This is a genomic window from Enterobacter cloacae complex sp. R_G8 (assembly GCF_024599795.1).
GTDB lineage: Bacteria > Pseudomonadota > Gammaproteobacteria > Enterobacterales > Enterobacteriaceae > Enterobacter > Enterobacter dissolvens.
In genome coordinates this window covers 2231506-2252798 of the sequence record NZ_CP102246.1, presented here as the reverse complement: position 1 = coordinate 2252798, position 21293 = coordinate 2231506, and the positions used below count along the sequence as shown (strand labels likewise).

General features: G+C 55.6%; 20 protein-coding genes. All 20 read right to left on the bottom strand.

Annotated elements, in window-relative coordinates; genetic code table 11:
• Positions 1-77: 77 nt before the first annotated feature.
• The 20 genes from NQ842_RS10675 to tssA all read right to left on the bottom strand — a co-directional run bounded on the left by NQ842_RS10675 (position 78) and on the right by tssA (position 21293).
• A complete protein-coding gene (locus NQ842_RS10675) occupies positions 78-425 on the bottom strand; it encodes an immunity protein Tsi6 family protein (RefSeq protein WP_058684073.1) in 348 nt (115 codons plus the stop codon).
• A 50-nt stretch (positions 426-475) separates the two neighbouring features.
• The gene (locus NQ842_RS10670; protein WP_224085017.1) at positions 476-1321 is read right to left on the bottom strand and encodes an immunity protein Tsi6 family protein; all 846 of its coding nucleotides are present in this window, start codon (positions 1319-1321) and stop codon (positions 476-478) included.
• Positions 1318-2091, bottom strand: coding sequence for an ankyrin repeat domain-containing protein (locus NQ842_RS10665; protein WP_257256823.1), 774 nt, complete (start codon positions 2089-2091; stop codon positions 1318-1320). The genes NQ842_RS10670 and NQ842_RS10665 overlap by 4 nt, the downstream gene beginning before the upstream one ends.
• Before the next feature lie 42 nt (positions 2092-2133).
• On the bottom strand, positions 2134-2898 hold the full coding sequence (locus tag NQ842_RS10660) for an ankyrin repeat domain-containing protein (protein ID WP_058684075.1): 765 nt from the start codon (positions 2896-2898) through the stop codon (positions 2134-2136).
• The gene (locus tag NQ842_RS10655; RefSeq protein ID WP_125366456.1) at positions 2895-4361 is read right to left on the bottom strand and encodes a phospholipase; all 1467 of its coding nucleotides are present in this window, start codon (positions 4359-4361) and stop codon (positions 2895-2897) included. Before NQ842_RS10655 ends, NQ842_RS10660 begins: the two co-directional genes overlap by 4 nt.
• Before the next feature lie 36 nt (positions 4362-4397).
• Complete coding sequence (locus tag NQ842_RS10650; protein ID WP_046888081.1) at positions 4398-5831, bottom strand: serine/threonine-protein kinase; 1434 nt, start codon at positions 5829-5831, stop codon at positions 4398-4400.
• Between the two features lie 24 nt (positions 5832-5855).
• Entirely contained in the window at positions 5856-8471 is a 2616-nt protein-coding gene (tssH, locus tag NQ842_RS10645; protein WP_257256822.1) for a type VI secretion system ATPase TssH, read from the bottom strand.
• Between the two features lie 38 nt (positions 8472-8509).
• Positions 8510-9553, bottom strand: coding sequence for a type VI secretion system baseplate subunit TssG (gene tssG / locus NQ842_RS10640; RefSeq protein ID WP_095454533.1), 1044 nt, complete (start codon positions 9551-9553; stop codon positions 8510-8512).
• Positions 9550-11421 (bottom strand): type VI secretion system baseplate subunit TssF, encoded by a 1872-nt coding sequence (gene tssF, locus NQ842_RS10635; protein WP_257256820.1) that lies wholly within the window; start codon positions 11419-11421, stop codon positions 9550-9552. Before tssF ends, tssG begins: the two co-directional genes overlap by 4 nt.
• 2 nt (positions 11422-11423) lie before the next feature.
• Positions 11424-11987 carry a type VI secretion system baseplate subunit TssE gene (gene tssE, locus NQ842_RS10630; protein ID WP_014832318.1) on the bottom strand — a complete coding sequence of 188 codons (564 nt, stop codon included), beginning with the start codon at positions 11985-11987 and terminating at the stop codon, positions 11424-11426.
• A complete protein-coding gene (locus NQ842_RS10625) occupies positions 11980-12792 on the bottom strand; it encodes a type VI secretion system accessory protein TagJ (RefSeq protein WP_257256819.1) in 813 nt (270 codons plus the stop codon). The genes tssE and NQ842_RS10625 overlap by 8 nt, the downstream gene beginning before the upstream one ends.
• A 9-nt stretch (positions 12793-12801) precedes the next feature.
• A complete protein-coding gene (locus tag NQ842_RS10620; RefSeq protein ID WP_257256818.1) occupies positions 12802-13788 on the bottom strand; it encodes a hypothetical protein in 987 nt (328 codons plus the stop codon).
• Between the two features lie 16 nt (positions 13789-13804).
• On the bottom strand, positions 13805-14602 hold the full coding sequence (locus NQ842_RS10615; RefSeq protein WP_013096185.1) for a PP2C family serine/threonine-protein phosphatase: 798 nt from the start codon (positions 14600-14602) through the stop codon (positions 13805-13807).
• A complete protein-coding gene (gene tagH, locus NQ842_RS10610) occupies positions 14599-16368 on the bottom strand; it encodes a type VI secretion system-associated FHA domain protein TagH (protein WP_097535627.1) in 1770 nt (589 codons plus the stop codon). The genes NQ842_RS10615 and tagH overlap by 4 nt, the downstream gene beginning before the upstream one ends.
• 87 nt (positions 16369-16455) lie before the next feature.
• Positions 16456-16809 (bottom strand): T6SS amidase immunity protein Tai4 family protein, encoded by a 354-nt coding sequence (locus tag NQ842_RS10605; protein WP_013096183.1) that lies wholly within the window; start codon positions 16807-16809, stop codon positions 16456-16458.
• Positions 16806-17297 carry a type VI secretion system amidase effector protein Tae4 gene (locus tag NQ842_RS10600; RefSeq protein WP_013096182.1) on the bottom strand — a complete coding sequence of 164 codons (492 nt, stop codon included), beginning with the start codon at positions 17295-17297 and terminating at the stop codon, positions 16806-16808. The genes NQ842_RS10605 and NQ842_RS10600 overlap by 4 nt, the downstream gene beginning before the upstream one ends.
• A 58-nt stretch (positions 17298-17355) precedes the next feature.
• The gene (locus tag NQ842_RS10595) at positions 17356-17838 is read right to left on the bottom strand and encodes a type VI secretion system tube protein Hcp (protein WP_008502640.1); all 483 of its coding nucleotides are present in this window, start codon (positions 17836-17838) and stop codon (positions 17356-17358) included.
• A 335-nt stretch (positions 17839-18173) separates the two neighbouring features.
• The gene (gene tssC / locus NQ842_RS10590) at positions 18174-19673 is read right to left on the bottom strand and encodes a type VI secretion system contractile sheath large subunit (RefSeq protein ID WP_257256817.1); all 1500 of its coding nucleotides are present in this window, start codon (positions 19671-19673) and stop codon (positions 18174-18176) included.
• A gap of 3 nt (positions 19674-19676) precedes the next feature.
• Positions 19677-20201 (bottom strand): type VI secretion system contractile sheath small subunit, encoded by a 525-nt coding sequence (gene tssB, locus NQ842_RS10585; protein WP_008502644.1) that lies wholly within the window; start codon positions 20199-20201, stop codon positions 19677-19679.
• Positions 20202-20276: 75 nt separating this feature from the next.
• Complete coding sequence (gene tssA, locus NQ842_RS10580) at positions 20277-21293, bottom strand: type VI secretion system protein TssA (RefSeq protein ID WP_221345639.1); 1017 nt, start codon at positions 21291-21293, stop codon at positions 20277-20279.

The following is a 21293-nucleotide window of genomic DNA, read 5'->3' as shown; positions in this document are numbered from 1 at the left end:
TTTATGCTAAATAAATGTATTAACAAAGACGAGATTTCTGACAAGACGTTTGGTGATATGCACAAGTCACCGTCTGCTTAATTTCGATACCGCTTTTGCCTTTTTAGATATTCATTATCCTGCTCATGAGGAAGAATAACTTTTAACCCTTGCGCCATCTGCGAAGCGATGTAGTTTACATTTGACAGATGCCGGGCAAGCTCTTCATCGGTAGTTTCAAACTCTTTTGCAGCCATAGCGCCAAGATTTAACGTATGGAGTTTACTTTTATCTTTATTCTTTCCTGTCAGGATATCCCTGACATACGCCACTTGTTTTTCAGCCATGTTATACAAAGAAAAAGAAGGATGAATTGACTTTCGCTCCTGAATAACGCCGAGGGCATTTTCAATATAATCCATCGCTGTATAACTTTGTTTATTCATGCATATCCTTTAACTTCCGTACCAGATTGACAAAATGACATCCATAACTCTCAAAACTCGTCAGGGTATTTTTCCGCCAGTACGCATTGTTTCTGAACATAGTCAGGATCCACTTCATGCGGTAATTTCACTTTAACGCCACGGAGACGTTGATCTGCGATATACCATGCTTCCGTCAGTCTCTCGAAAAAGAGCTCATCTGAGTTTTCAAACTCTCTGACCGCATAAATGCCAAAAGTCATTCTCTTTAATACGGATTTGTCAGCTTTGTTTTTGATCACAATCTTTTTCAGAATGCGTAACTGCTGCACGATCTCATCATACATATGTAAAATTGGCTCCCTGGGGTACTTGCCATTAATTTCCGCATATCTTTTTTGCGCCAGTCTGAGGGCCCTTTCGATATAGTCCCGTTCAGTTAACGGTAAAAATTTGTTTACCCCATCACCCGCATCCCATTTTTTCATGACAAATATGAGCGAGCCAATTTTTACTATTTCGGACAAAATGAACAGCGTGATATTAAGAGATATAACACTCATTCCGAGACCGACAATAATCATCGGGAACAAGGTCACCGAACAACTCATGGTGAGCAGGCGTAGCACTTCCTGCGCCAGAGCAAACCGGACGGCATATCGGTGAGTTGTGAAAAAAAACCAGGCAGAAAAGAGTAATGAAACCGGCCACAGAAGGTATACGAGGTAAAAAAGACCCGTCAATAAACCGTTTACCCCTCCTGCTATCAGCATGAAGATGATAACACCAAAATTCCCACCGGTAGAATCCCACCATGACTGAAGCAAGTGGTATGGGCCGACAAAATAAAACACAATGCCGATGACATCCATAATGCCCCAGAAATAGAGTATTTTATTTTTTGCGTTTATGTTCACTCAATCCCTCTTTTGACCGGCTCGGGTGGCCACTTACCACCATGTCGGATAAGTGATTCTTTAATAGCGATAAGGTTTTTATACTCGTCACTGTCTTTTTTCGCTCTTTCAAGAAAACGCTGCAACTGATTTCCTAAGGCCCACCCGTTATCAGCACGAATGTCAGGATCAGCCCCACGCTCAAGTAAAAGGAAAACATGATCGTAGGAATGAAAATCGAAAGCATTTATCAGCAGAGTCTCACCCAGGGAATCCGTTATGTCGATATTGCTGCCCCAGTCAAGCATTGCTTTTAGTGTCTCGGTGTTTTTCGCTTCCAGAGTTTGAAAAATAATTGGTTTATTAAAAACGTAATCTTTCGCATTCGGAGATAATCCCCCATCCAGCATCGCCTTTATCCAGTCTCCACTGTCGGCCATAAGTACAAACTCTGCCGGGCTACTTTTTCCATTGGGTCTTGGCTGAAGCGGGTCGGCACCGGCCTTTATTAGTTCGGTCATGATATGTAAGCGCGGTTGCGTTTTCTTATCATAAAGTGTATTCGTCAACGCCCAAAAAAGTAGCGTCATATCATGTTGACCGGGTTTATTGAGATCGGTTTTCGGAAGAAATTTTTTGACTTCATCCATATTGCCGCTTTCAATCGCCCGCGCCAGAATAAGCTGCTGGCCGCTAAAGTAATCTTCGGGATTCAAATCCGAATTTTGTCTACATCCCTGTATCAGAAAAATGAAAACCACTGTGAGGCTAGCAATTAACCGTATTTTCACGTCAATTCCATATAATATATTGAACGTATATCCTACTGCTTATCATTGTTTTACTGGCGCAGGTGGCCATTTACCGCCATGTTGAATAAGGAGTTCTTTTATTTCGTTAAGTTTTTTATACTCATCACTACCTTCTTTAGCTCTTTCAAGATAGCGTTGGAGTTGGTTACCCATCGTCCAGCCATTTTTGGCTCTAATTTCTGTATCAGCACCCCGTTTCAGCAGTAGCATTACGTGATCGTAAGCATGATAGTTTAAGGCTTCAAACAATAATGTACTGTTTAGTGAATCAGTGATATTAATGTTTGCCCCTCGATCCAGCAGAGCCTCAAGCGTGTCCGTATTTTTTGCTTTGATGGTTTCAAAAATTATAGGCTCATGAAACGTTTTATCTTTAGCGTCAGGCGATAATCCCCCGTCGAGTAAAGCATTGATCCAGTCTGCACTGTCCGCATTCAATACAAACTCAGCGGGACTGCTTTTACCCTGCGGCCTCGGTTGCAGGGGATCAGCCCCAGACTTAACCAATAAAGTGACGATTTTTAATCGAGAAGGAGTTTTATTGTCATTGATACTGTTTCCAAGCGCCCAAAACAGAAGCGTCATGTCTTGCTTACCTGGTTTGTTAAGATCAGTTTGCGGCGCAAGTTTTTCAACACCGTCAATATCGCCATGCTGAATATCTTCAGCCAGAACCAGTTGCTGACCGCTGAAATAATCTTGTGGATTTAGATCCATATCTTGTTTACACCCCTGAATCAGCAATGAAAATAGAATCACGAAAAAGGATACAAAAAGCTTATTCACAAACGACTCCTGATTATCGAAATATCTTCGTCTTTTTGCTGTTCTATACAATTAATGGCTTGTCCAATCCCGTGCCTGTCGAGTGCTCCACCAACCCCACCAGGCAGATCATGAGGAATACCTGCGGCATCAGGTGCCAGTGCTGACAACTCTTCTTTAGCGATTAAGGACGGGACATGTCCTCTCACCATTTTAAAGTCCTCAACAAGATCGACTTCCTGAATTTTAGTCAGCAGCTCTCCTTTGACGCGGTAGGCCTGTATGTTTTCAGCGCTTCCCAACAAACGTCCGCCATATTTTTCTACTGTCCCGCTATTTAACCCTGACGCATTAAATGTCCAGGCCGCTTTTCCACTCGCTATAGACGTTGCCGAGGCCAAGCCGCCCCCTAAAGAATGACCAGCAATATCAATCGGCTGGGAAGACATTGCTATTTTTTCACCCAGTTGCACTGCACTGCGGTAATAAGGTGCTTCAAACCCTATTCCTTGCTTAAAGTTATTCGCCCAGTCGGCACCATTTTTTATTGAGGCGAATCCATTTTTATTTCGCAGCGAGTCCAGATGCTCTGAAAGCGATGGCAACCCCGGTTCCCTCGATCCTCTAAAAACCAGCGTCGAATTCATGTCTTTACCGAATACACCCGGATCAGGCTGATATACGCGTGACAGAAAATCAGGTGAGTCAGCTCTATCGAAAAGATCTTTGCTTTTAAGGCCAAACTTTTGCAAAGCACCCGCATCATTACTGATATCCTTCCATCCCTCCGGTACTCCCGGCGTGGCCTCAAGCGGGTTCACGGTCTTATACACATTCTCTGCCAGCTTCGCTTTCTCAACCGCGATATTATTCGCCGCCAGCCGCTTAGCCGCGATTTGCGCATCCGGATAGAGGCTATTACTCCCCTTCGCAATCAGATCCTTACGCGCCTGCCAGCGTTCGGCTTTGGTCATATTCTCCAGCTGTGCCGCATAGGTTTTACCGTCTTTGCCCGGCGTCGGCTCATCCGGCATCTGTGCCGCTTTGGATTTGACTACCTGCTTCGGCAGCACCGTTGGCGCAGGGCGGGAGCCATAGGTTCGCACCATGGTTTCGTAGCGGTCGACAATTGTACTCACCGGGTACCAGCCCAGACCGTCCTGCGAGGCAGCCTGCAGGCGGCCATCAGCATTGATATAAAATATCTCCGTCACTGACGACCAGTTACGATAGCTCTCGTCGATCGCCACCACTCTGCCCATGTCGAGATCCTGCACAATCAGCTTACGGGTATCGCGCCCGGACTGATAAGGATTCGCGCCAGTGATGGAGTGCAGCAAGTCGTAACGTGTAAACAGCGAGCGCAGCGAATTGTCGGGCACCGACATAATCCACTGCCCGGCAACGGACGGGCGGATAATTTTCGCAAAAAGCGCGGGCGAGACGTTCTCGCTGAAAAGATAGACAAATTTTATGTTGTACATTCGCTCCGTCCTGTTACCAGTCCCTGTTCGCCTTGTTTACGGATTCACCAGCCAGGTGCCAGGCTTCACGATATCCAGCGTCTGGCTACGGGTTCTGCCGTTGCCCTGCAGTTCAATGCTCACCTCACCCGCTGGCAGCTTGAGCGATGCATAGCCGTTGTTCGCCGGACGCAGCGCTTTCGGCTCGCCGTTCACTTTCAACGTCTCTCCGTCAAGAATGCGAATGTAGACCAGAGCAATCGGGCTGGCTTCAACCGGTGGCGGCGTCGGTTGCGCTGTCGCAGGCGTTGCCGCTTGTTCGCTCACCTTCGCGGTCTCCGGTTTGACTTCTGGCGCGTTCGATGCGGTTTCTGTCGTGCGGGATGTTTCCGGCGCTTGCGCAGCCTGCTCTGGCGCATCGTGGCCGCCGCTGAACAGCATCGCGCCAGCTACCACCCCGACCAGCACACCCGCGGCAACCATCCCGGGGATCTTGTAACGACGCCAGTCAAACGCCGAAGCCGGTGCCTCTTCTTCCACCGGCACCAGCATGGTGCCCGGTTTTTTAGCAGTCAGCACGTCATCGATACCGGCGACCGGCATCTCGATCAATGCCGCGAACTCATCAATAGACTGCGGACGGTCTTCCATATGCAACGCCAGGGCACGGTCGATGGCCTGCAGCAGCGACAGGGAGTACCCCTGCGGCTGGATTTCCACCAGCGGTTTGCAGGTGTCCTGAATAGAACGCACCACGCTAACCGGCGGCGGTGAACCCACGATCAGGGTGCGCAGCACCGCGCCGAGGGCGTAAATATCCGTCCAGGGTCCCTGCTCGCTTTCGTTGTCGTCGGTGTACTGCTCGATAGGCGCAAAGCCCGGACGCAGCATGGTTTCGGTTTCGTCAGAGAGGTTACCGATGGTGCGACGCGCGGAGCCGAAGTCCAGCAGCACCGGCAGGCCGTTATCCTGAATCTGGATGTTATCCAGTGAGATATCGCGGTGCAGATAGCCCTCGTCATGGATGGTCTTGATTGCGCCAAACAGCATCGGCAGCGTACGTCGGATCCATGCCTCGTTAATCAGCTCCGGCTTCTCCTCGCGCAGGCGAGAAAGCGTGGTGCCGCTGTAAAACAGCGTCCCCATGTAGGCCGTATCGTTTTGCACCCAGAAGCGCAACACGTGCAGCAGGTTCGGGTGGTTGAAGCGCGCCAGCAGGCGGGCTTCCTGAATGAAGCTGTTCAGCCCCGCCGAAAACGCTTTGCCAAAGCGTTCGCTGCGCAGTACCAGCGTCATGTCGTCGCCGCGCACGGCGAGCGAGGAAGGCATAAATTCTTTGATAGCGATAGTGCGTTCGAGCTGGTGATCCCAGGCGCGATAGACGATGCCGAATCCGCCGCCGCCAATCACCTCTTTAATTTCAAACTCGTTGAAGCGATACCCGACCGGGAGCGCGTTTGGGACAGTCCGATTGTTATCATTATCCGTCATCTTTTACAGTTCTCTTGATGATTATTACGCGGCAAACTGACAGTGAAACTCGCCCTGCTCGCAGGTGACATGCAGACGTCGGTACTGCTCGTCGCTGCGGCTGGCGGTAAGTAATATCTGACTCATCTGAGGCAGCAAGGTGTTGGTCAGGATCGCATCCACCATACGTCCACCTGATTCCACCTCGGTACAGCGTTGAACAATCTGTTCTACAACGCTGTCATCAAACTCGGAAATAATATTGTGATTCTCTTCCAGGCGACGCTGAATGCGTTTGAGCTGCAGGCGAACAATCTGCCCCAGCATCGCGTCGCTCAGCGGATAGTACGGCACCACCAGCAACCGGCCCAGCAGCGCCGGTGGGAACACCTCCAGCAGCGGCTGGCGCAGCGCCCCGCTTAACGCCTCCGGCTCCGGCATCAGTTCCGGATCGGCACACATGGCGCTGATAAGCTCGGTCCCGACGTTAGACGTCAGAATAATAATCGTATTACGGAAATCAATGTGACGACCTTCGCCGTCCTCCATCCAGCCTTTGTCAAAGACCTGGAAGAAGATCTCATGTACGTCCGGGTGCGCTTTTTCGATTTCGTCCAGCAGCACCACGCTGTAAGGACGGCGACGGACGGCCTCGGTTAACACCCCGCCTTCACCATAACCGACGTATCCCGGCGGTGCACCTTTTAAGGTTGAAACCGTATGCGCTTCCTGGAATTCACTCATATTAATGGTGATGACGTTCTGTTCGCCACCGTACAGCGACTCCGCCAGCGCCAGCGCGGTTTCGGTTTTCCCCACCCCCGACGGACCGCAGAGCATAAACACGCCGACCGGCTTGTTCGGATCGTCGAGTTTCGCCCGGGAGGTTTTCACCCGGCGGGCAATCAGTTCCAGACCGTGACGCTGGCCAATCACCCGCTGGTTCAGCGTGTCGGCGAGGTTCAACACCGCGTCAATCTCGTTTTTCACCATCCGGCCCAGCGGGATGCCGGTCCAGTCAGAGACCACTGCCGCCACCACGTTTTCATCCACAGCGGCAAACAGCAGCGGTTCATCACCCTGTAAGGCGTTCAGCGCCTGCTGCTGCTCTGCCAGTTGGCTGCGCAGCGCTGCGGTATCGTCATCGCCCGCCGCAAACAGTGCGGCACGCAGGCGGATGATCTCCTGCACCAGGCTGCGCTCGTCTTCCCAGCGCCGGGCCAGGGCCTCACGTTTGGCTTCATACGCGTCACGCTCTGCGGTCAGTGCCGTAACGCGCTCAGATTCCCCTGCACCGACGCGCGCTTCGCGCTCCGCTATCTCAATTTCTACGTCCAGCGCCGCAAGATGGCGCAGGCAATCTTCCAGCTGCGCCGGAGGTGCACTCTGGCTCACCGCCACGCGGGCGCAGGCCGTATCCAGCAGCGCAACGGCTTTATCCGGCAGTTGACGGGCGGGAATGTAGCGATGCGAAAGCTTCACGGCTGCGCTAACCGCTTCGTCGAGCAGTAAGACCTGATGATGGGTCTCCAGCGGCGACACGGTGCTGCGCAGCATCAGAACCGCTTTGGCCTCATCGGGTTCATGTACCTGTACCGTCTGGAAGCGACGGGTCAGCGCCGGATCCTTCTCGATGTATTTTTTGTATTCCGCCCAGGTGGTGGCGCCAATGGTACGCAGTTGTCCACGCGCCAGCGCCGGCTTCAGCAGGTTAGCGGCGTCGCCGGTGCCCTGCTGACCGCCCGCACCGATCAGGGTGTGGATCTCATCGATAAACAGAATGATTGGCGTGGCGCTGGACTGTACTTCATTGATTAATGCCTGCAGACGGGCTTCGAACTCGCCTTTCATCCCGGCACCGGCCTGCAGCATGCCGATATCCAGCAGCCACAGCTGAATGTTTTGCAGCGGCTCCGGCACATCGCCGTCGGCGATGCGCAGTGCCAGCCCTTCCACCACCGCCGTTTTTCCGACGCCGGCTTCCCCGGTCAGCAGCGGGTTGTTCTGTCGGCGACGCATCAGGATATCGACCATCTGGCGGATCTCTTCATCGCGCCCAACCACCGGGTCAATTTTGCCTTCACGGGCACGGGCGGTCAGGTCCTGACCATACTGGGCCAGCGTTCCCTGGGCAGCAGGCACCGAACCGGCTGGCGCATCCACTGCGGCAGCGGCCTGCTGCGTCTCTTTGCTGTTGGCACAGATAGTATCGAACTGCTCAATCAGCACCTCGACGTTAAGACGGGTAAACTGCGCCGAGATGCTCTTCAGCACGTTCGCCAGATTCCAGGTTTTCAGAATGCCGATCAGCAGATGGCCGCCGCGGATACGGCTGACGCCAAACTTCAGCGATCCATAGACCCAGGCGCGCTCGACGGCGCTGTCGATATGTTCGGAGAGATCGGAAACGGAACTGGCTCCGCGCGGCAGGGCATCGAGCGCCGCCACGATATCGCGCGTCAGCTGCTGTTCGTCGAGGGCAAAATGACGGATCACCTGTTGCAGATCGCCATCCTGCTGCTGCATCAACTGATGCAGCCAGTGCACCAGCTCGACGTAGGGGTTGCCGCGCAGCTTGCAGAACGCGGTGGCGCTTTCCAGAGAGGTAAATAACAGCGTATCCAGTTTGCCGAAAAGCACGGCACGGCTAATTTCTGACATGTTAGTTTCCATTAACAATGATTCGGTATACGGAAGGATTACCGCTCTGCGCGATACACCAGATCGCCACGCGGGACAGGCTGCGGCTGAAGGCCCAGCCAGGTGTTGTACCCCAATCGCCCGGTGCTGCCGAGCGTGGCGCCCTGCACGGCGTCAGCGCGCAGGATCACCCGTGTTTCCCATTCAAATTCCACCCCTGCGTACTGGCGTACCCAGTCCCGCAGTTCGGTTACCCATGCTTCTCCGGGCAAAAACCGGTTGTACGCTTCCGCGCTGAGCGGGCCAATCTCGATGCGAAATTTATGCTGCACGTCGCGGACCGCCACGCCCAGAAACGCAGATTCGCCCATCCGCGGCACGCGGCGTCCTGCTCCCAGCTGCGCCTGCTCGCGCGGTGAAAGCGGCATCCACTGCGGTACGTTGGCGATCAGTTTGACCGGGGCTTTAAAATAGTTACGCAGGATTTTTTCCAGACCTTCAGGATCCCGTCCGTGGCGGGTCAGGTGTCCGGCGTGGGTAAAGCGGGCGTGGGCGCTCAGGCTGCCTTTGTCCATCTGGCCGGGCTGTCCCATCCCAATCAACGACGCCAGATATCCCTCAAAACGTTTATTGTCGGCGCGGTCGAGGGAGACGGCAGGCTGCGCATCGGCCCAGGCGCGATAAAACAGCAGCGTCAGACGATGATGGAACAGATCGGCAAACGCGCTCAGGCTGGTGTCCTGATGATGATGGATCCGCTCGCGGGCGTACTCGGTCATGTGAACCGGCAGCGGCCCGTTAGGACCAAACAGGCCGAAGCTCAGAATGGAGACCTCGTGCAGCCCGTTGCCTTCGCGCTGGCGTACCTGCGCCACCGTCGACGGCGCAAAACTCATCGACGGCTGCTGGCCCAGGCGTAGCGGCTCGAATTTTGGCAGCGGCGCACGCCCCAACGGGTAGCGTTCCCCGCCCTGAGCATCAATGCGCCTTAACAGCTGGAACAGATCGTAGCGCCATGGCGTCTCGCGAACCCCGCGCCAGAAACTGTCCGGCAGCGGCGTCAGACGATGGACCTTCAGTGGCGCGGTGACAACGTCGCTCATACCAGTGCCCTTTTACCCATGCGCGGCGCCCAGTAACCGATCTCGCCGCGCTGCTGACTTTTCAGGGTGAACTCCGTGAAGCTGTTGATCGACACCAGCCGGGCAAACAGCCGCTCCAGCACGCTACCGAAAAGCCAGGGGCTGGCACCGGAAAACGCACGTTCATCCACCGTCAGGGTAATGCCGATGCCGCGGGCGAAGACCACCGGTCCCGGCTCGGGCACGCGGCGGTGAACCGGCTCCAGCACGCAGTGACGAACCCCTTCTACCTGACGCGCAACCGGCGTCTCCGCGAGATTGGCGTACAGCCCTAACAGCTGACGCAGCGCGGCGGCACCGTCTTCATTTTCGCTGTCCATCAGGCTGAGGTAGTTCATCTGTAGCTGGCTGATCAACCGCCAGGTGCTGAACCCTTCTGCCAGCGCCGGACGCGGCGGCGTCGGCCCCTTGCGCAAGGTCAGAGACTTCACCGGCATGGAGTCGGCCATAATGAACTGTCCCAGCTCCTGCTGCAGCATCAGCGGCAGATCCCGGCTGGTGCACAGCACCTCGGCCGAGATATAGCGCAGGTTCTCCTGCCAGGGCGCATGCTGCTCATCCACCAGCGAGACAAACACCTCCGAGCCGATGTAGCCGGTGCGGGTGCCGTAACGCAGGGCATGTTCTGAAAGCACGCGTTGCTCCCGACGCAGGGAGAAATAGGCACCATAGTTGCCCGCATCCCCGCTCCAGGTGCTCCAGAACGGACGAAACGTCTGGTCGTCGCGCTGACCATCCGCGCTGCCGTATATCTTGTTCACCGCGTAAATTTCGTAATCCAGCGGACGGATGTTATCCACCACCAGATGGTATTCATGCTGGCCTTCGCTCAGCTTCTGACGCGCCGCCACTTTCGGGAACAGGTTGATCACCGGCGTGCAGTGCAGGGCCAGATGGCTGGCATCGACAACGCGCTCCAGCTGTTCATCGGTTTTATCCAGCAGAATAAAGATATCGAAGGATTTTTCGTTTTCGCAGCGCTGGAGCAGTTTGCTCAGCCCGCTCAGGCTGATGAAGCGGAAACGGGCCGGAAAAGCAAAGTACTCCTGTAGGAGACGGTAGCCGTCAAAGTTGCGCAGGTCGTCCGGGAGTAGCGACTGATCCGCATCAAACCCTTCCTGACGCAGGGCATCAGACGCCAGCACATCACGCTGCGGATGTTTGCTGACGGTCTGGCAGACCAGCCCGACATGGTGCTCCATCACCAGCTCCAGCAGCTTTAACGCCTCGATATCCGGGCCGCTGAGGAAAAACTCCAGGCGGTCAAAATCAAGGTGGCCGAGGTTTTGCGGACCGTCGCAGGCAATGCGGATCCGTAAGGCGCTGCTGATCCCCTGCTGGCCCAGACCCAGCTGCGTCAGGGGCAGGTCGGCAGGTACACCGCCCAGCTCAACCTTGTCGATTTCCAGCGGCAGCAGGTTCACCTCATGCGCCGTGGTGTAGCTGCAGGTCACGCCGGTTTTTTTCAGCGCCAGGCTGTCCATCATTGTGCCGCGCGGCACGATAAAACCGTTGCTCAAATCGCCACGACTGCTGTCAGGCTGAATTTCAGCAATCGCCATGGACGGAGTGGGCGCGAGATAGTTCGGCGCAATCATCTCCAGCAAACGCTGGGAGAAGCGCGGAAACTCCGCGTCCATTTTCATCTGCACGCGCGAGGTCAGAAAGGCAAAGCCCTCCATCAGTCGTTCGGTGTACGGATCCGCCACTTCGATGCCGCGCATGCCCAGCCGTCCGGCCACTTTGGGATAGCGCTCGGCAAATTCGGCGCCCATCTCACGCAGATAGGCCAACTCACGGTTGTAATATTCGAGCAGTTTACTTTCCACGATCACCCCGCATCTTTCAGTTCAAAGTGGCCGTTTTCCAGATCAACATCGGTACGAAACAGAAACTCCAGCGGGTACGGCACACACCACAAACGCCCTTTTATCTCGATGGAGAGTACGTTGTGCAGATCCAGCGAGGAGGTGTCCGACACGCAGCGGACCTGCAGCCCCTGGGGCAAAATGCGGGGTTCAAAGTTGACAATCGCCTCGGTGAGTTTGCGCTGAATGTCGTGCCATTCGATGTCCGACATGCGCTTCCCGGCCAGCGGCGCAACGCCAAAATTCACCACCGAGCGGCTCACGTGCGGCAGCAGGCTCAAATCGCCGGAAGCGTCGTGATTGATGGTGTTAAACAGCCACTGCAGATCCCGCAGCACATTGCGACGTAGCGCGGCATGGGTGATCAGGTTGCTGTTGGCCGACTCGCGCTTTTTCTCCGGGTCGTTATCGGTGAGGCGATCGAGCAGCGAGGGCTGCATTTTATCGCGCGCCCCCACCTTCTCCTGCTTACTGCGGGCTTGCCAGCCGCTGCGCAGCAGATCGCCTTCGCCAGCAGGATTACTCATGGGCTCCATCCGTTGCAAAAGTGACGAGACTCAGCGACAGCAGCGGGCTTTCGCTTTGCTCGCTGAGCCAGGCTTTCTGCCCCAACCCTTCATACAGAGTGCCGTCATCATCGAGCGGCAGCCACTCGGTGGTGCGTGCGAGTTTAACGGCGTCAGCGGCATCGGCGGCAAAAGGATAACGCGCCGGGATCTGACACACCTGCTCCGTCCCATCGGTCAAACGCACCAGCGCATGACGCCAGACCAGATCGGTGACGCTGGCCGGAGCCTGGAAACGGATCTCCGCGATAGCGCTAAACGGCAGCCAGAAGTAACGGCCGTTAACAAGGGTTTCGCACACCGGCCCCAGACGGGCATCGCCGTCCATCAGCCATTCAAAGGCCTGCGTCTCATCATTCTCAAGCGTCAACTGACCCGCGCTCGCCTGCGCTTGTTCAAGGGCTTCCAGACGCAGCGCGTGAGCGCGTTCATCGCTCTCGCTCAGCGCGGCGGCAAGGGTGGTCAGCCATGGCCACTGGGCTTCCGGCATGGCCGGACGACGTTCTCCCGCCATCACCTGCGCACGCTGCAGTTCTCCCTGCAGGCACTGTTCCAGCAGGGTAACGGTGGGTTTCGCCTGCGGCTTAAGCGCCAGCCAGCTTTTCAGCTGGGTCAGTGCGCGCGTCCAGTTACCGCTGAGGGTGAGAAACTGCACAAACGCGGCACGGAGATCGGCATCCGCCGGACGGGCTTTAATCTCGTTTTCAAGACGCACCAGCGCGTCGCTGAGCGACTCCCCCGCCAGATGTTGATAGAGCGTATTCATAGCCATTCCTTAGTTTGCCGCGCGCCAGGCGCCCACTGCCGGGTCACGCAGCTGAGGACGCAGGGTGTCAATCAGGACAATATTCAGCGTGGTGCCAGGGGTAACCCAGGCGCTCCAGATCTTTTTCACTGCGGCAATACGCGCCTGCAGTTTTACATCGTCGCTGGCGGTCTCACGCGAGATCTCCACGGCCACCGTGCCGTTGCTTTTCCAGCCGTTCAGGGCGCTGTCATAAGGCAGGATCATCCAGCTCTGGTCGCTGTTCGGGGTGCTGAAGACCATACGCTCTTTGTTGACGGAGGTGATCAGGGCGTGTTCCGGATCGGCGCTTTGATTCAGCCCCATCACCGGGAAGCCGTGAATGTAGGTCACCGCTATCTCTTTTTGTCCACCGTTACGGGTTTGCGAGATAACCGTGTGGCCGCTCAGCCAGCTGCCGTTGCCGCAGCGGGTCGTGTCTGAATCCGGGATAAAGAGCGCCGGTGCGGAAGCCCCCCCTTCCCAGAAGGTGCGCAGATGGCAGCCGTCCTGAAGGGTAAATTCCTGCCACGGTGTGCGGTCAGCGGCAACTGTATTGGTTTCAGCGTTCTGGTCAGGTGGCAGTAACGCACCGCTGGCAGGGGTCGCGACGGGCTCTGTCTGCTGCTGTTTCACTACCAGCTTCCACTCCTGAGCTTTGCCTGCCGTCCCCTGCGCCAGCGTCGCGCCCGCCGGATCGTTAAGGGTCCAGCTGAGTTTATTCACTTTGCTGCACTGGTGCTCAAGCAGTGAGCCGAGACGCGGGACAAAGTTTTCCAGCACGGAAACGTCTTTATTGCCGTTCGCCACAATGCGCAGCGCAATCTCTGACTTACACCAGCTCTGCGGGGTGTTGTCTTTGATGTTGTCGATCCAGATATCCAGCTTCTGCGCAGGTGACTGCACGATGCGGAAATTTTCAGCCTGGGCGGTGGAGGCCACCGCCAGAAGTGCCAAACCCGATAGCCAAAGTTTCATATCGTTCCTTGTGTGTCTAGTCAGTTCCGCAGGGAAGAAATTGTGCTGCGTCAGAGAGCGTATGCAGCAAAGTGGTGTCCTGAGGGTTGCCCATCCATACCGCCAGCGCCGTATAGTTATCCTGAGCATTCCCCTCCTGTTCAGCATTCTTTTGAATGATTTGGTTCATTAAGGTCAGCCACTCCTGTGGGGTGTTGACCATATGCAGCGACTGTTTCATCTGCTCTTCGCTGACGCCGTGCCAGAAACCGTCGGTGCAGAGTAAAAAGGCATCGCCGTCTTCAACCTGCACCACGTCGCTGTAGCTCGCTTCCGGACCACCGTTTTCAATGCCCAGCGCCAGATACAGCAGGTTGCTGTTGAGGTTATCGGTCTGGTGACCGGCATCTTTCATCTGCTGAACCAGGCTGTGGTCGGTGGTGACATGCCACAGCCAGCCGCGACGAAACAGGTACAGACGGCTGTCCCCGGCGTGTGCCCAGTAGGCCAGACGGTAATCCCGGTCGATAAACAGGCTGACCAGGGTGGTACCCATCCGGCGATAGTCCTGCACCGCCTGCTGTTCGCTGAGAATGGTGCGATTCGCGGTTTGCACATAGTCACGAATATGCTGCGCATTAAGGTGTTTGTCGCCATCAAAACGGGAGATGATGCTGTTGCGGGCCAGTTCAGCGGCCACCTCACCGCCCGGCAGACCAGCGATGCCGTCACAGACGACAAAGCAGGCTGAACGTTCCCCTATGGTTTCTCCCGTCTGGTCCTGATTGCTGGCGCGCGTTCCCTGGCGGGAGAGAGAAGCCGTTGCGATATTCATTTTTCTTCCGATCCGCTCTGTGAGTCTTTGTACTGATTGACCTCCATGTCATAAGCATGAAGGAACGCTTCGCCAAACAGGGTGTGGAAGTCATCCTCAATCTCACCGGCCGTCTCGCCATAGCTGCGAACAAAGTAGTCCCACAGCGCGGCTTTGCGGCTGCCCGGCAGCGCCAGACGAGAGGTCATGCCGTTCTGCTTCGCCTGCTCTTCCAGTTGCTCCGGATTAAAGGACTGCAGCATCGCGGCGATGATGGCGCGGATACCGGAGATCATCCCCAGCTGATGCGCCTGCAGATCGATCAGCGCGTCACGCACTGATTTGGTGGGTGGCATAAAGCCCGGCATCGGCGTACCGAACATCTGAATCAGGACCGTTTTCCCGGTCGGCAGCAGCTTGAACGGGTTGTTGGCATCGTCCAGCACCATGGTCATATCGGCTTTTACGCCGCGCTTGAGGATAGAGCGCGAAGAGAGCAACGCCACGGTGCCCTGCGAGAACATGCCGAGGATCTGGCCCAGCTGACGCATATTTTCACGGTCAAACTGCGGCACCGGCTGCATTTCGCTCAGGCCCATCCCTTCCAGCAGCGCCTCCAGCAGCTCGCCCTGCAGCACCTCGCCTTTCTCACCGTTTTGCGCCGTAGCGCTTGGCGCTGCCGCGTTTTTGACCGGGTCGATACGCAGACGTCCCTTCGGCGTCTGTGCGCTGCTGCGTGCGACGGCCTGCGGCGTAGGCATGGTAAAGCCTGCGTAATCGGTACGTACCGGCTCTTCCTCTTCCACACGCGGTGGATCCTGTGGCTCAGGGGCAAACAGCGGAGAATCCGCCAGCGGATCGTCCTGCGGTACGGCCTCTGGCTCTGGCGCGGGTGCAGATGGCTCAGGCACGATCTCATCCGGATGGGTTAACGGCGCCCCGCCCATCAGCCCGAGCGGATCATCGTTACGTGCGGCTGGCGCGCTGGCCGAACCACCAAACAGGGCCAGCGGGTCGAGTTCATCCGTCGCCTCTTCTGCAGGCGCAGGTTTGCTCTCTACCGGCGGCACCAGCGTTGAAGGGGTGACATCGTCAAAAATGCTCTCTTTTTTGAACAACGCTTCATCGCTGAACAGCGTGTCGGGATCGACATTCTTACGCTCAAGCTTCGGCTCGCTGTCGTTGAACATTGCCAGCGGATCTTCAGCGTTACGCTCGGGTGCCGCGGGTTGCGAGAAGGGATCGTGAGACGCCGCAGGCTGCGGTTTCGCGCGGTTGCTGGAGATGCTGTCAGAGATAGAGAACTCCTGCATCAGGCTATCCCAGATTTCCGACGGCACGGCCGTTGGTTCCGCCTTGCCGCGCGGTGCGGCACTGGCTGGCTTTGGCTGTGGAGCAGGTGTCGGCGCCACTGTCGGGCGAGCCTGCTGCTGCATACTGGCGGCCATGCGGCTCACCGGCTGCGTGTCGTGGATAAGTTCCGTCACTTCGATGCGGTAGTCATCAATACCGAGAATATCCCCGTCCTGCAGCTCTACCTGACGCCCCCGCTCCAGCGGGATGTCGTTCAAAACCACGCGGGTGACGCTGCCACGGTTGGTCACGCGGCATTCGCCCTGGGCGTCAACGTGAACAATAGCCTGCAGGCGCGAGATGGTGCGGTCATTGTCCGGCAGTACCAGATTGTTATCCGTACCGCGCCCAATAGTGCCCCCGGGGGCATAAAAATCACAACTGCTCTGCGGCGGCTGATGACCGGGTTTCGTAGAAATAATCGTGAATCGCATGGCGTATTCCTGCTGGTATGATTAGCGCTCAAACGCTGCCGCTCTCAGGGGTGAGAACGGCGGCGTTTGGGGCCGATTTCATCTTTACTACTTTGAGGATTTGAGTGGTCGAATAGCGTCACTATTAGCGATCAAGGTGCACTTCAATATCTGATAATGACCAGGCTCGGTACCACCTACCTTCTGTTTCAGTAAAGAAACAATCACCTCATCAGCTTTTTCAAAATTCTCAGCAGGCAGATTGCTTGCTTCCAGCCATGCCGCGGCGCTGGCGTCAGCATCTTCTTTCAGGCTTTTACTGTCCGCAATCTTACCGATGCATCGATTCTGCACCCAGTTTTCGAAGATTTGTTGTTGAGAAAAAGTACTGATATCAGGCAACGTCTGGGCATTTGCGGCGGAGGCAACGAAGGCTAAGACAAAGAGCAATGGCTTTTTCATTTCAGGCTCCAGAAGGTTGCGTTAGTAGGGATAAATGAACCATTACCCGGTGAGCCAAGGAAATGACAATCATCCGAACAAATATTTCCGTTCCAGAGTGTTACATGCCCGGTTGCATCAAGCCAGCCATGCCCGGTAAAAATAATAATACCTTGCTTGCCCGCAAATTGTGCTGGGGTTGGAGAAGAAACAGATATGTCAGCTTTTCCCAATACCGTGGGTAAAAAAGCAATCATATCTTTAACACGGAACATATATCGCTTCTTGTCGCTCCCGGTCACAGTTGCATATTTACTATTAGAAGGAACTGGAATGCCACAATAATTTAAAACATAGCTCATACGAATGGGGCAGGCATTTTTAAAAATACCAGCATCTATATTATGCTGAACTTTCCCCCCCAATAACTTGCCAACCTGTTCTACGTTGACGTTCACTTCTTTAAATCGGTTCCAGGCGGCACCAAAAGCAGGACGCATATGAGACATCTTGTTTCTCCTTGAAAAGAAGCTCAGGAAAAAGTGGGCCCTTTCGGACCCACTACTATTATGCTTCTTTGTTTTCTTTGATGTTCCAGCCAGCGCTGCTTTCAGCACCTTTACCACCAGAGGTGGTCTGCTCCCAGTACTGCTGTTTCACTTTCGCAGCCTGGAATGCATAGGTCACACCAACGGTATCGCCGTTGTCTGCACCGGTGTACTGAACAGACGTTACCAGAACGTCTTCCAGGGTAATGCGAGAGTATTCCACCTGCTGGCCACCGGCTTTACAGACGGACAGCTCAACTTTGGTCAGGTGTTTACCGCTGGCGCAGTGTTTCAGAATTGCTGTGGTGGATTTGTCGATCAGAGCGTTAACGTGCAGATCGTTAAAGTTAACTTTACCGGCACCGCCGCCACCGCCAACGCTCATATTACCTGGCTGGGAAGCGCCCCAGGAGAAGGAGGTAATATCAGTCCAGCCGGTGTGGTTAGAATCTTTAGATTCGCCCGTAACACCCTCGACCTTCAGAAACATATCAATAGCCATAATATCTACTCTTCGTGGATGAACAATATTGCTTTCGAAAAAGCACTTATATGGCAAACAGGAAAGCATGGGGCTGAATAAAACCGTCCATATTTTACCTCTGCCTCACATCAAATGACCCGTGTCATTTGACAGTCTTACATTCCCTCCCGAATAAAAGGAAAGAATGAGAAGTCTTTTACTACCGAACGTTATTCCGGAACCTCTCAGGACCAGTCTTTCTTGCCGGGCGGCGCTTTGCTTACCCGGCCTACATGGTGCAGCGATATCACTATATTTCACGTTGCATTGTAGGCCCGTGCAAGCGTAGCGCCGCCGGGCGAAACTCACAAAAATTACGCGTCTTTCGTTTTCAGCGACGGTAGTTTAGATACCAGACGCAGAGAAACGGTCAGACCTTCCAGCTGGTAGTGCGGACGCAGGAAGAACTTCGCGGCGTAGTAGCCCGGGTTGTCTTCAATCTCCTGCACCTGGACTTCTGCAGCGGCCAGTGGCTTGCGGGACTTGGTTTCCTGAGAGGAGTTGGCCGGGTCACCGTCCACGTAGTTCATGACCCAGTCGTTCAGCCAGCGTTCCATCTCTTCGCGCTCGCGGAATGAGCCGATTTTGTCACGCACGATGCACTTCAGGTAATGCGCAAAGCGGCAGCAGGCGAACAGGTACGGCAGACGGGAGGCCAGACGCGCGTTGGCGGTGGCATCCGGGTCGTGGTACTCGGCCGGTTTTTGCAGCGACTGCGCGCCAATGAAGGCAGCAAAGTCGGAGTTTTTGCGGTGAACCAGCGGCATAAAGCCGTTTTTCGCCAGCTCGGCTTCGCGACGGTCGCTGATGGCGATCTCGGTCGGACATTTCATGTCCACGCCGCCGTCATCGCTCGGGAAGGTATGGCACGGCAGGTTTTCAACCGCCCCGCCGGACTCCACGCCGCGAATTGAGGTGCACCAGCCGTACTCTTTGAAGGAGCGGTTGATGTTGGCCGCCATCGCGTAAGCGGCGTTCGCCCAGGCGTAGCTGTTGTGGTTCGCGCCGTCGGTCTGCTCTTCAAAGTCAAAGCTGTCGACCGGGTTAGTACGAATGCCGTAAGGCAGGCGCGACAGGAAGCGCGGCATCACCAGGCCCAGATAGCGGGCATCTTCCGATTCACGCAGTGAACGCCAGGCGGCGTATTCGGTGTTCTGGAAGATTTTGGTCAGATCGCGCGGGTTAGCCAGTTCCTGCCAGGACTCCATCTGCATCACGCCCGGTGCGGTACCGGTGATGAACGGACAGTGGGCCGCAGAGCCGATGCGCGCCATTTCACCCAGCAGTTCAACGTCCTGCGGGCTGTGGTCAAAGTAATAGTCGCCAACGATGCAGCCAAACGGCTCACCACCAAACTGACCGTACTCCTGCTCGTAGATTTTCTTGAAGATCGGGCTCTGATCCCAGCCCACACCCTTATAGCGTTTCAGGGTACGGCCCAGCTCCTGCTTGGAGATGCTCATAAAGCGGATCTTCAGCATCTCGTCGGTTTCAGTGTTGTTCACCAGGTAGCTCAGACCGCGCCAGGCGCTCTCCAGCTTCTGAAACTCGTCGTGGTGAATGATCTGATTCACCTGCTGTGACAGCTGTTCGTCGATACCGGCGATCAGGTTCTGGATGGTGCGATAGGTGTCGCTGGAGAAAGTAACGGTATTTTCCAGCGCCTGCTGCGCCAGAGTTTTTACCGCGCTCTCAACGGCGGAACGCGCCTGGTCAGTTTTAGGGCGGAATTCTTTGTTCAGTAGCGCGCTGAACTCGTCCTGGCTGAACGCCTGACCTGCCTGCTGCTCGTGTTGTTGAGTCTGGTTGCTCATCGATTACTCCTCGCTACCTTTCGCACTTTCGTCATTTTTCGGCAACTGGCTCAGGGATTTGAGCAGCGTCGGATCCTGCAGAATTTTAGCGATCAGCTCTTCCGCGCCGTTTTTACCGTCCATGTAGGTCAGCAGATTGGAAAGCTGAGTACGCGCTTCCAGCAGCTTGTTCAGCGGTTCAACCTTGCGGGCCACCGCATCCGGCAGGAAGTCGTCCATGCTGTCGAAGGTCAGATCGACGTTGAGCTTGCCTTCGCCGGTCAGGGTGTTGTCCACCTGGAACGCCACGCGCGGCTTAAGCGCCTTCATGCGTTCGTCAAAGTTATCGATGTCGATTTCGAGGAATTTACGCTCATCGACGGCCGGCAGATTTTCCACCGGTTTGCCGACCAGATCGGCCATAACGCCCATCACGAACGGCAGCTGAATTTTACGTTCTGCACCGTAGATCTCTACGTCGTACTCGATCTGCACGCGGGGGGCACGGTTACGTGCGATAAATTTCTGCCCACTGTTACTCATTGCCATGATGTTCTCCATCAAAGATGCGCGGTGAAGGTGAAACGACAAGCTCCGTGCCTGTCGTCATAATGCCTGGACGCGTTATTCGCGGCGTCCAAAGATGTTTTCCAGTTGGTTAACGCCGTCTGGCGCCAGGTCGCGAATAATGTCCATAAAGTTAAGTTCTGACAGCCGCTGCACCCGTTCAATCATCAGCGGTGCAGGGTGGCTCGGTTCGTACTGCGCAAAATACTGTTTCGCTTTCTCCAGCATCAGCTGGGCGTCGGCGCGACTGGTGACCTGCACGCTGCGCCAGTCGGTGACCTGCTGCACGGGTTGTGTTGCCACCGTCTGCGGCTCAGCGTGCTGTTCGGCCTGTGCATCCCGATTGGGCAGCAGCTTGCTGATGTCAGTCACCTGACAGGCGCTGGCGACCAGCCCCACGGTTTTCAGCAACTGCTCCATTTCTGGTACGCCGCTTTCACCAAGGTAGCCGCTGAGCAGATCGCGAATGGCCAGCAGCCTTTCATTAATCAGGATGACGGCCTCTGTACCTGGCTGGTCGCCGCGCGCCAGTTCGTCAATCAGTCTTGGGCGGCCGCCGGGATAATCCGGGCATTCGGTTTTGCTGCCATCCAGCAATGCCTGCGCGTCACGCAGCGAAATTTCATCGCCGTTTGAGCGCAGCAACGAGGCGTTACGCAGCGCGACAGTCAGGTCAGATTTATCGCTCAGCGCGGCAAGGGCGTTAATGCGATAGAACGGGTCCGTTTCGCCATACTCCTCCAGCAGTGGATAGAGCGGCTCCCAGTAGCGGGTGATCGCCTCCTGCACCAGCAGCAGGCCGTCCGCGTAGCCCGGCAGCCCACGACGTCGGGTCCAGGCGTGGGTTAACGCCAGCATGACGCGAAGATCTTTGGTGCGCCCCAGCAGGCTGGTGGCGAGCTTTTCTACCGTATTCCAGTCAGCGGGTTCGGCGGGAATGATCGTGTCGCCGAACTGCTGTTCCGCTTTACCCTGGCTTGCCTGTCCCATAGCCTGAAAATCGGCGTCGTACTCAAGGTTGTCGCCGCAGGGTTTTTCGGGGCTTATCGGCGCGAGAAATTCTTCGATATTCAT

What these genes read in the sequence shown, in the direction of transcription:
- NQ842_RS10615 (WP_013096185.1), bottom strand. Translation starts at nt 14,602, where the DNA reads ATGAATATCGCAACGGCTTCTCTCTCCCGCCAGGGAACGCGCGCCAGC.
- tssE (WP_014832318.1), bottom strand. Translation starts at nt 11,987, where the DNA reads ATGAGTAATCCTGCTGGCGAAGGCGATCTGCTGCGCAGCGGCTGGCAA.
- NQ842_RS10620 (WP_257256818.1), bottom strand. Translation starts at nt 13,788, where the DNA reads ATGAAACTTTGGCTATCGGGTTTGGCACTTCTGGCGGTGGCCTCCACC.
- NQ842_RS10675 (WP_058684073.1), bottom strand. Translation starts at nt 425, where the DNA reads ATGAATAAACAAAGTTATACAGCGATGGATTATATTGAAAATGCCCTC.
- NQ842_RS10625 (WP_257256819.1), bottom strand. Translation starts at nt 12,792, where the DNA reads ATGAATACGCTCTATCAACATCTGGCGGGGGAGTCGCTCAGCGACGCG.
- tssA (WP_221345639.1), bottom strand. Translation starts at nt 21,293, where the DNA reads ATGAATATCGAAGAATTTCTCGCGCCGATAAGCCCCGAAAAACCCTGC.
- tssB (WP_008502644.1), bottom strand. Translation starts at nt 20,201, where the DNA reads ATGGCAATGAGTAACAGTGGGCAGAAATTTATCGCACGTAACCGTGCC.
- NQ842_RS10650 (WP_046888081.1), bottom strand. Translation starts at nt 5,831, where the DNA reads ATGACGGATAATGATAACAATCGGACTGTCCCAAACGCGCTCCCGGTC.
- tssH (WP_257256822.1), bottom strand. Translation starts at nt 8,471, where the DNA reads ATGTCAGAAATTAGCCGTGCCGTGCTTTTCGGCAAACTGGATACGCTG.
- tssG (WP_095454533.1), bottom strand. Translation starts at nt 9,553, where the DNA reads ATGAGCGACGTTGTCACCGCGCCACTGAAGGTCCATCGTCTGACGCCG.
- tagH (WP_097535627.1), bottom strand. Translation starts at nt 16,368, where the DNA reads ATGCGATTCACGATTATTTCTACGAAACCCGGTCATCAGCCGCCGCAG.
- NQ842_RS10655 (WP_125366456.1), bottom strand. Translation starts at nt 4,361, where the DNA reads ATGTACAACATAAAATTTGTCTATCTTTTCAGCGAGAACGTCTCGCCC.
- NQ842_RS10605 (WP_013096183.1), bottom strand. Translation starts at nt 16,809, where the DNA reads ATGAAAAAGCCATTGCTCTTTGTCTTAGCCTTCGTTGCCTCCGCCGCA.
- tssC (WP_257256817.1), bottom strand. Translation starts at nt 19,673, where the DNA reads ATGAGCAACCAGACTCAACAACACGAGCAGCAGGCAGGTCAGGCGTTC.
- NQ842_RS10595 (WP_008502640.1), bottom strand. Translation starts at nt 17,838, where the DNA reads ATGGCTATTGATATGTTTCTGAAGGTCGAGGGTGTTACGGGCGAATCT.
- NQ842_RS10600 (WP_013096182.1), bottom strand. Translation starts at nt 17,297, where the DNA reads ATGTCTCATATGCGTCCTGCTTTTGGTGCCGCCTGGAACCGATTTAAA.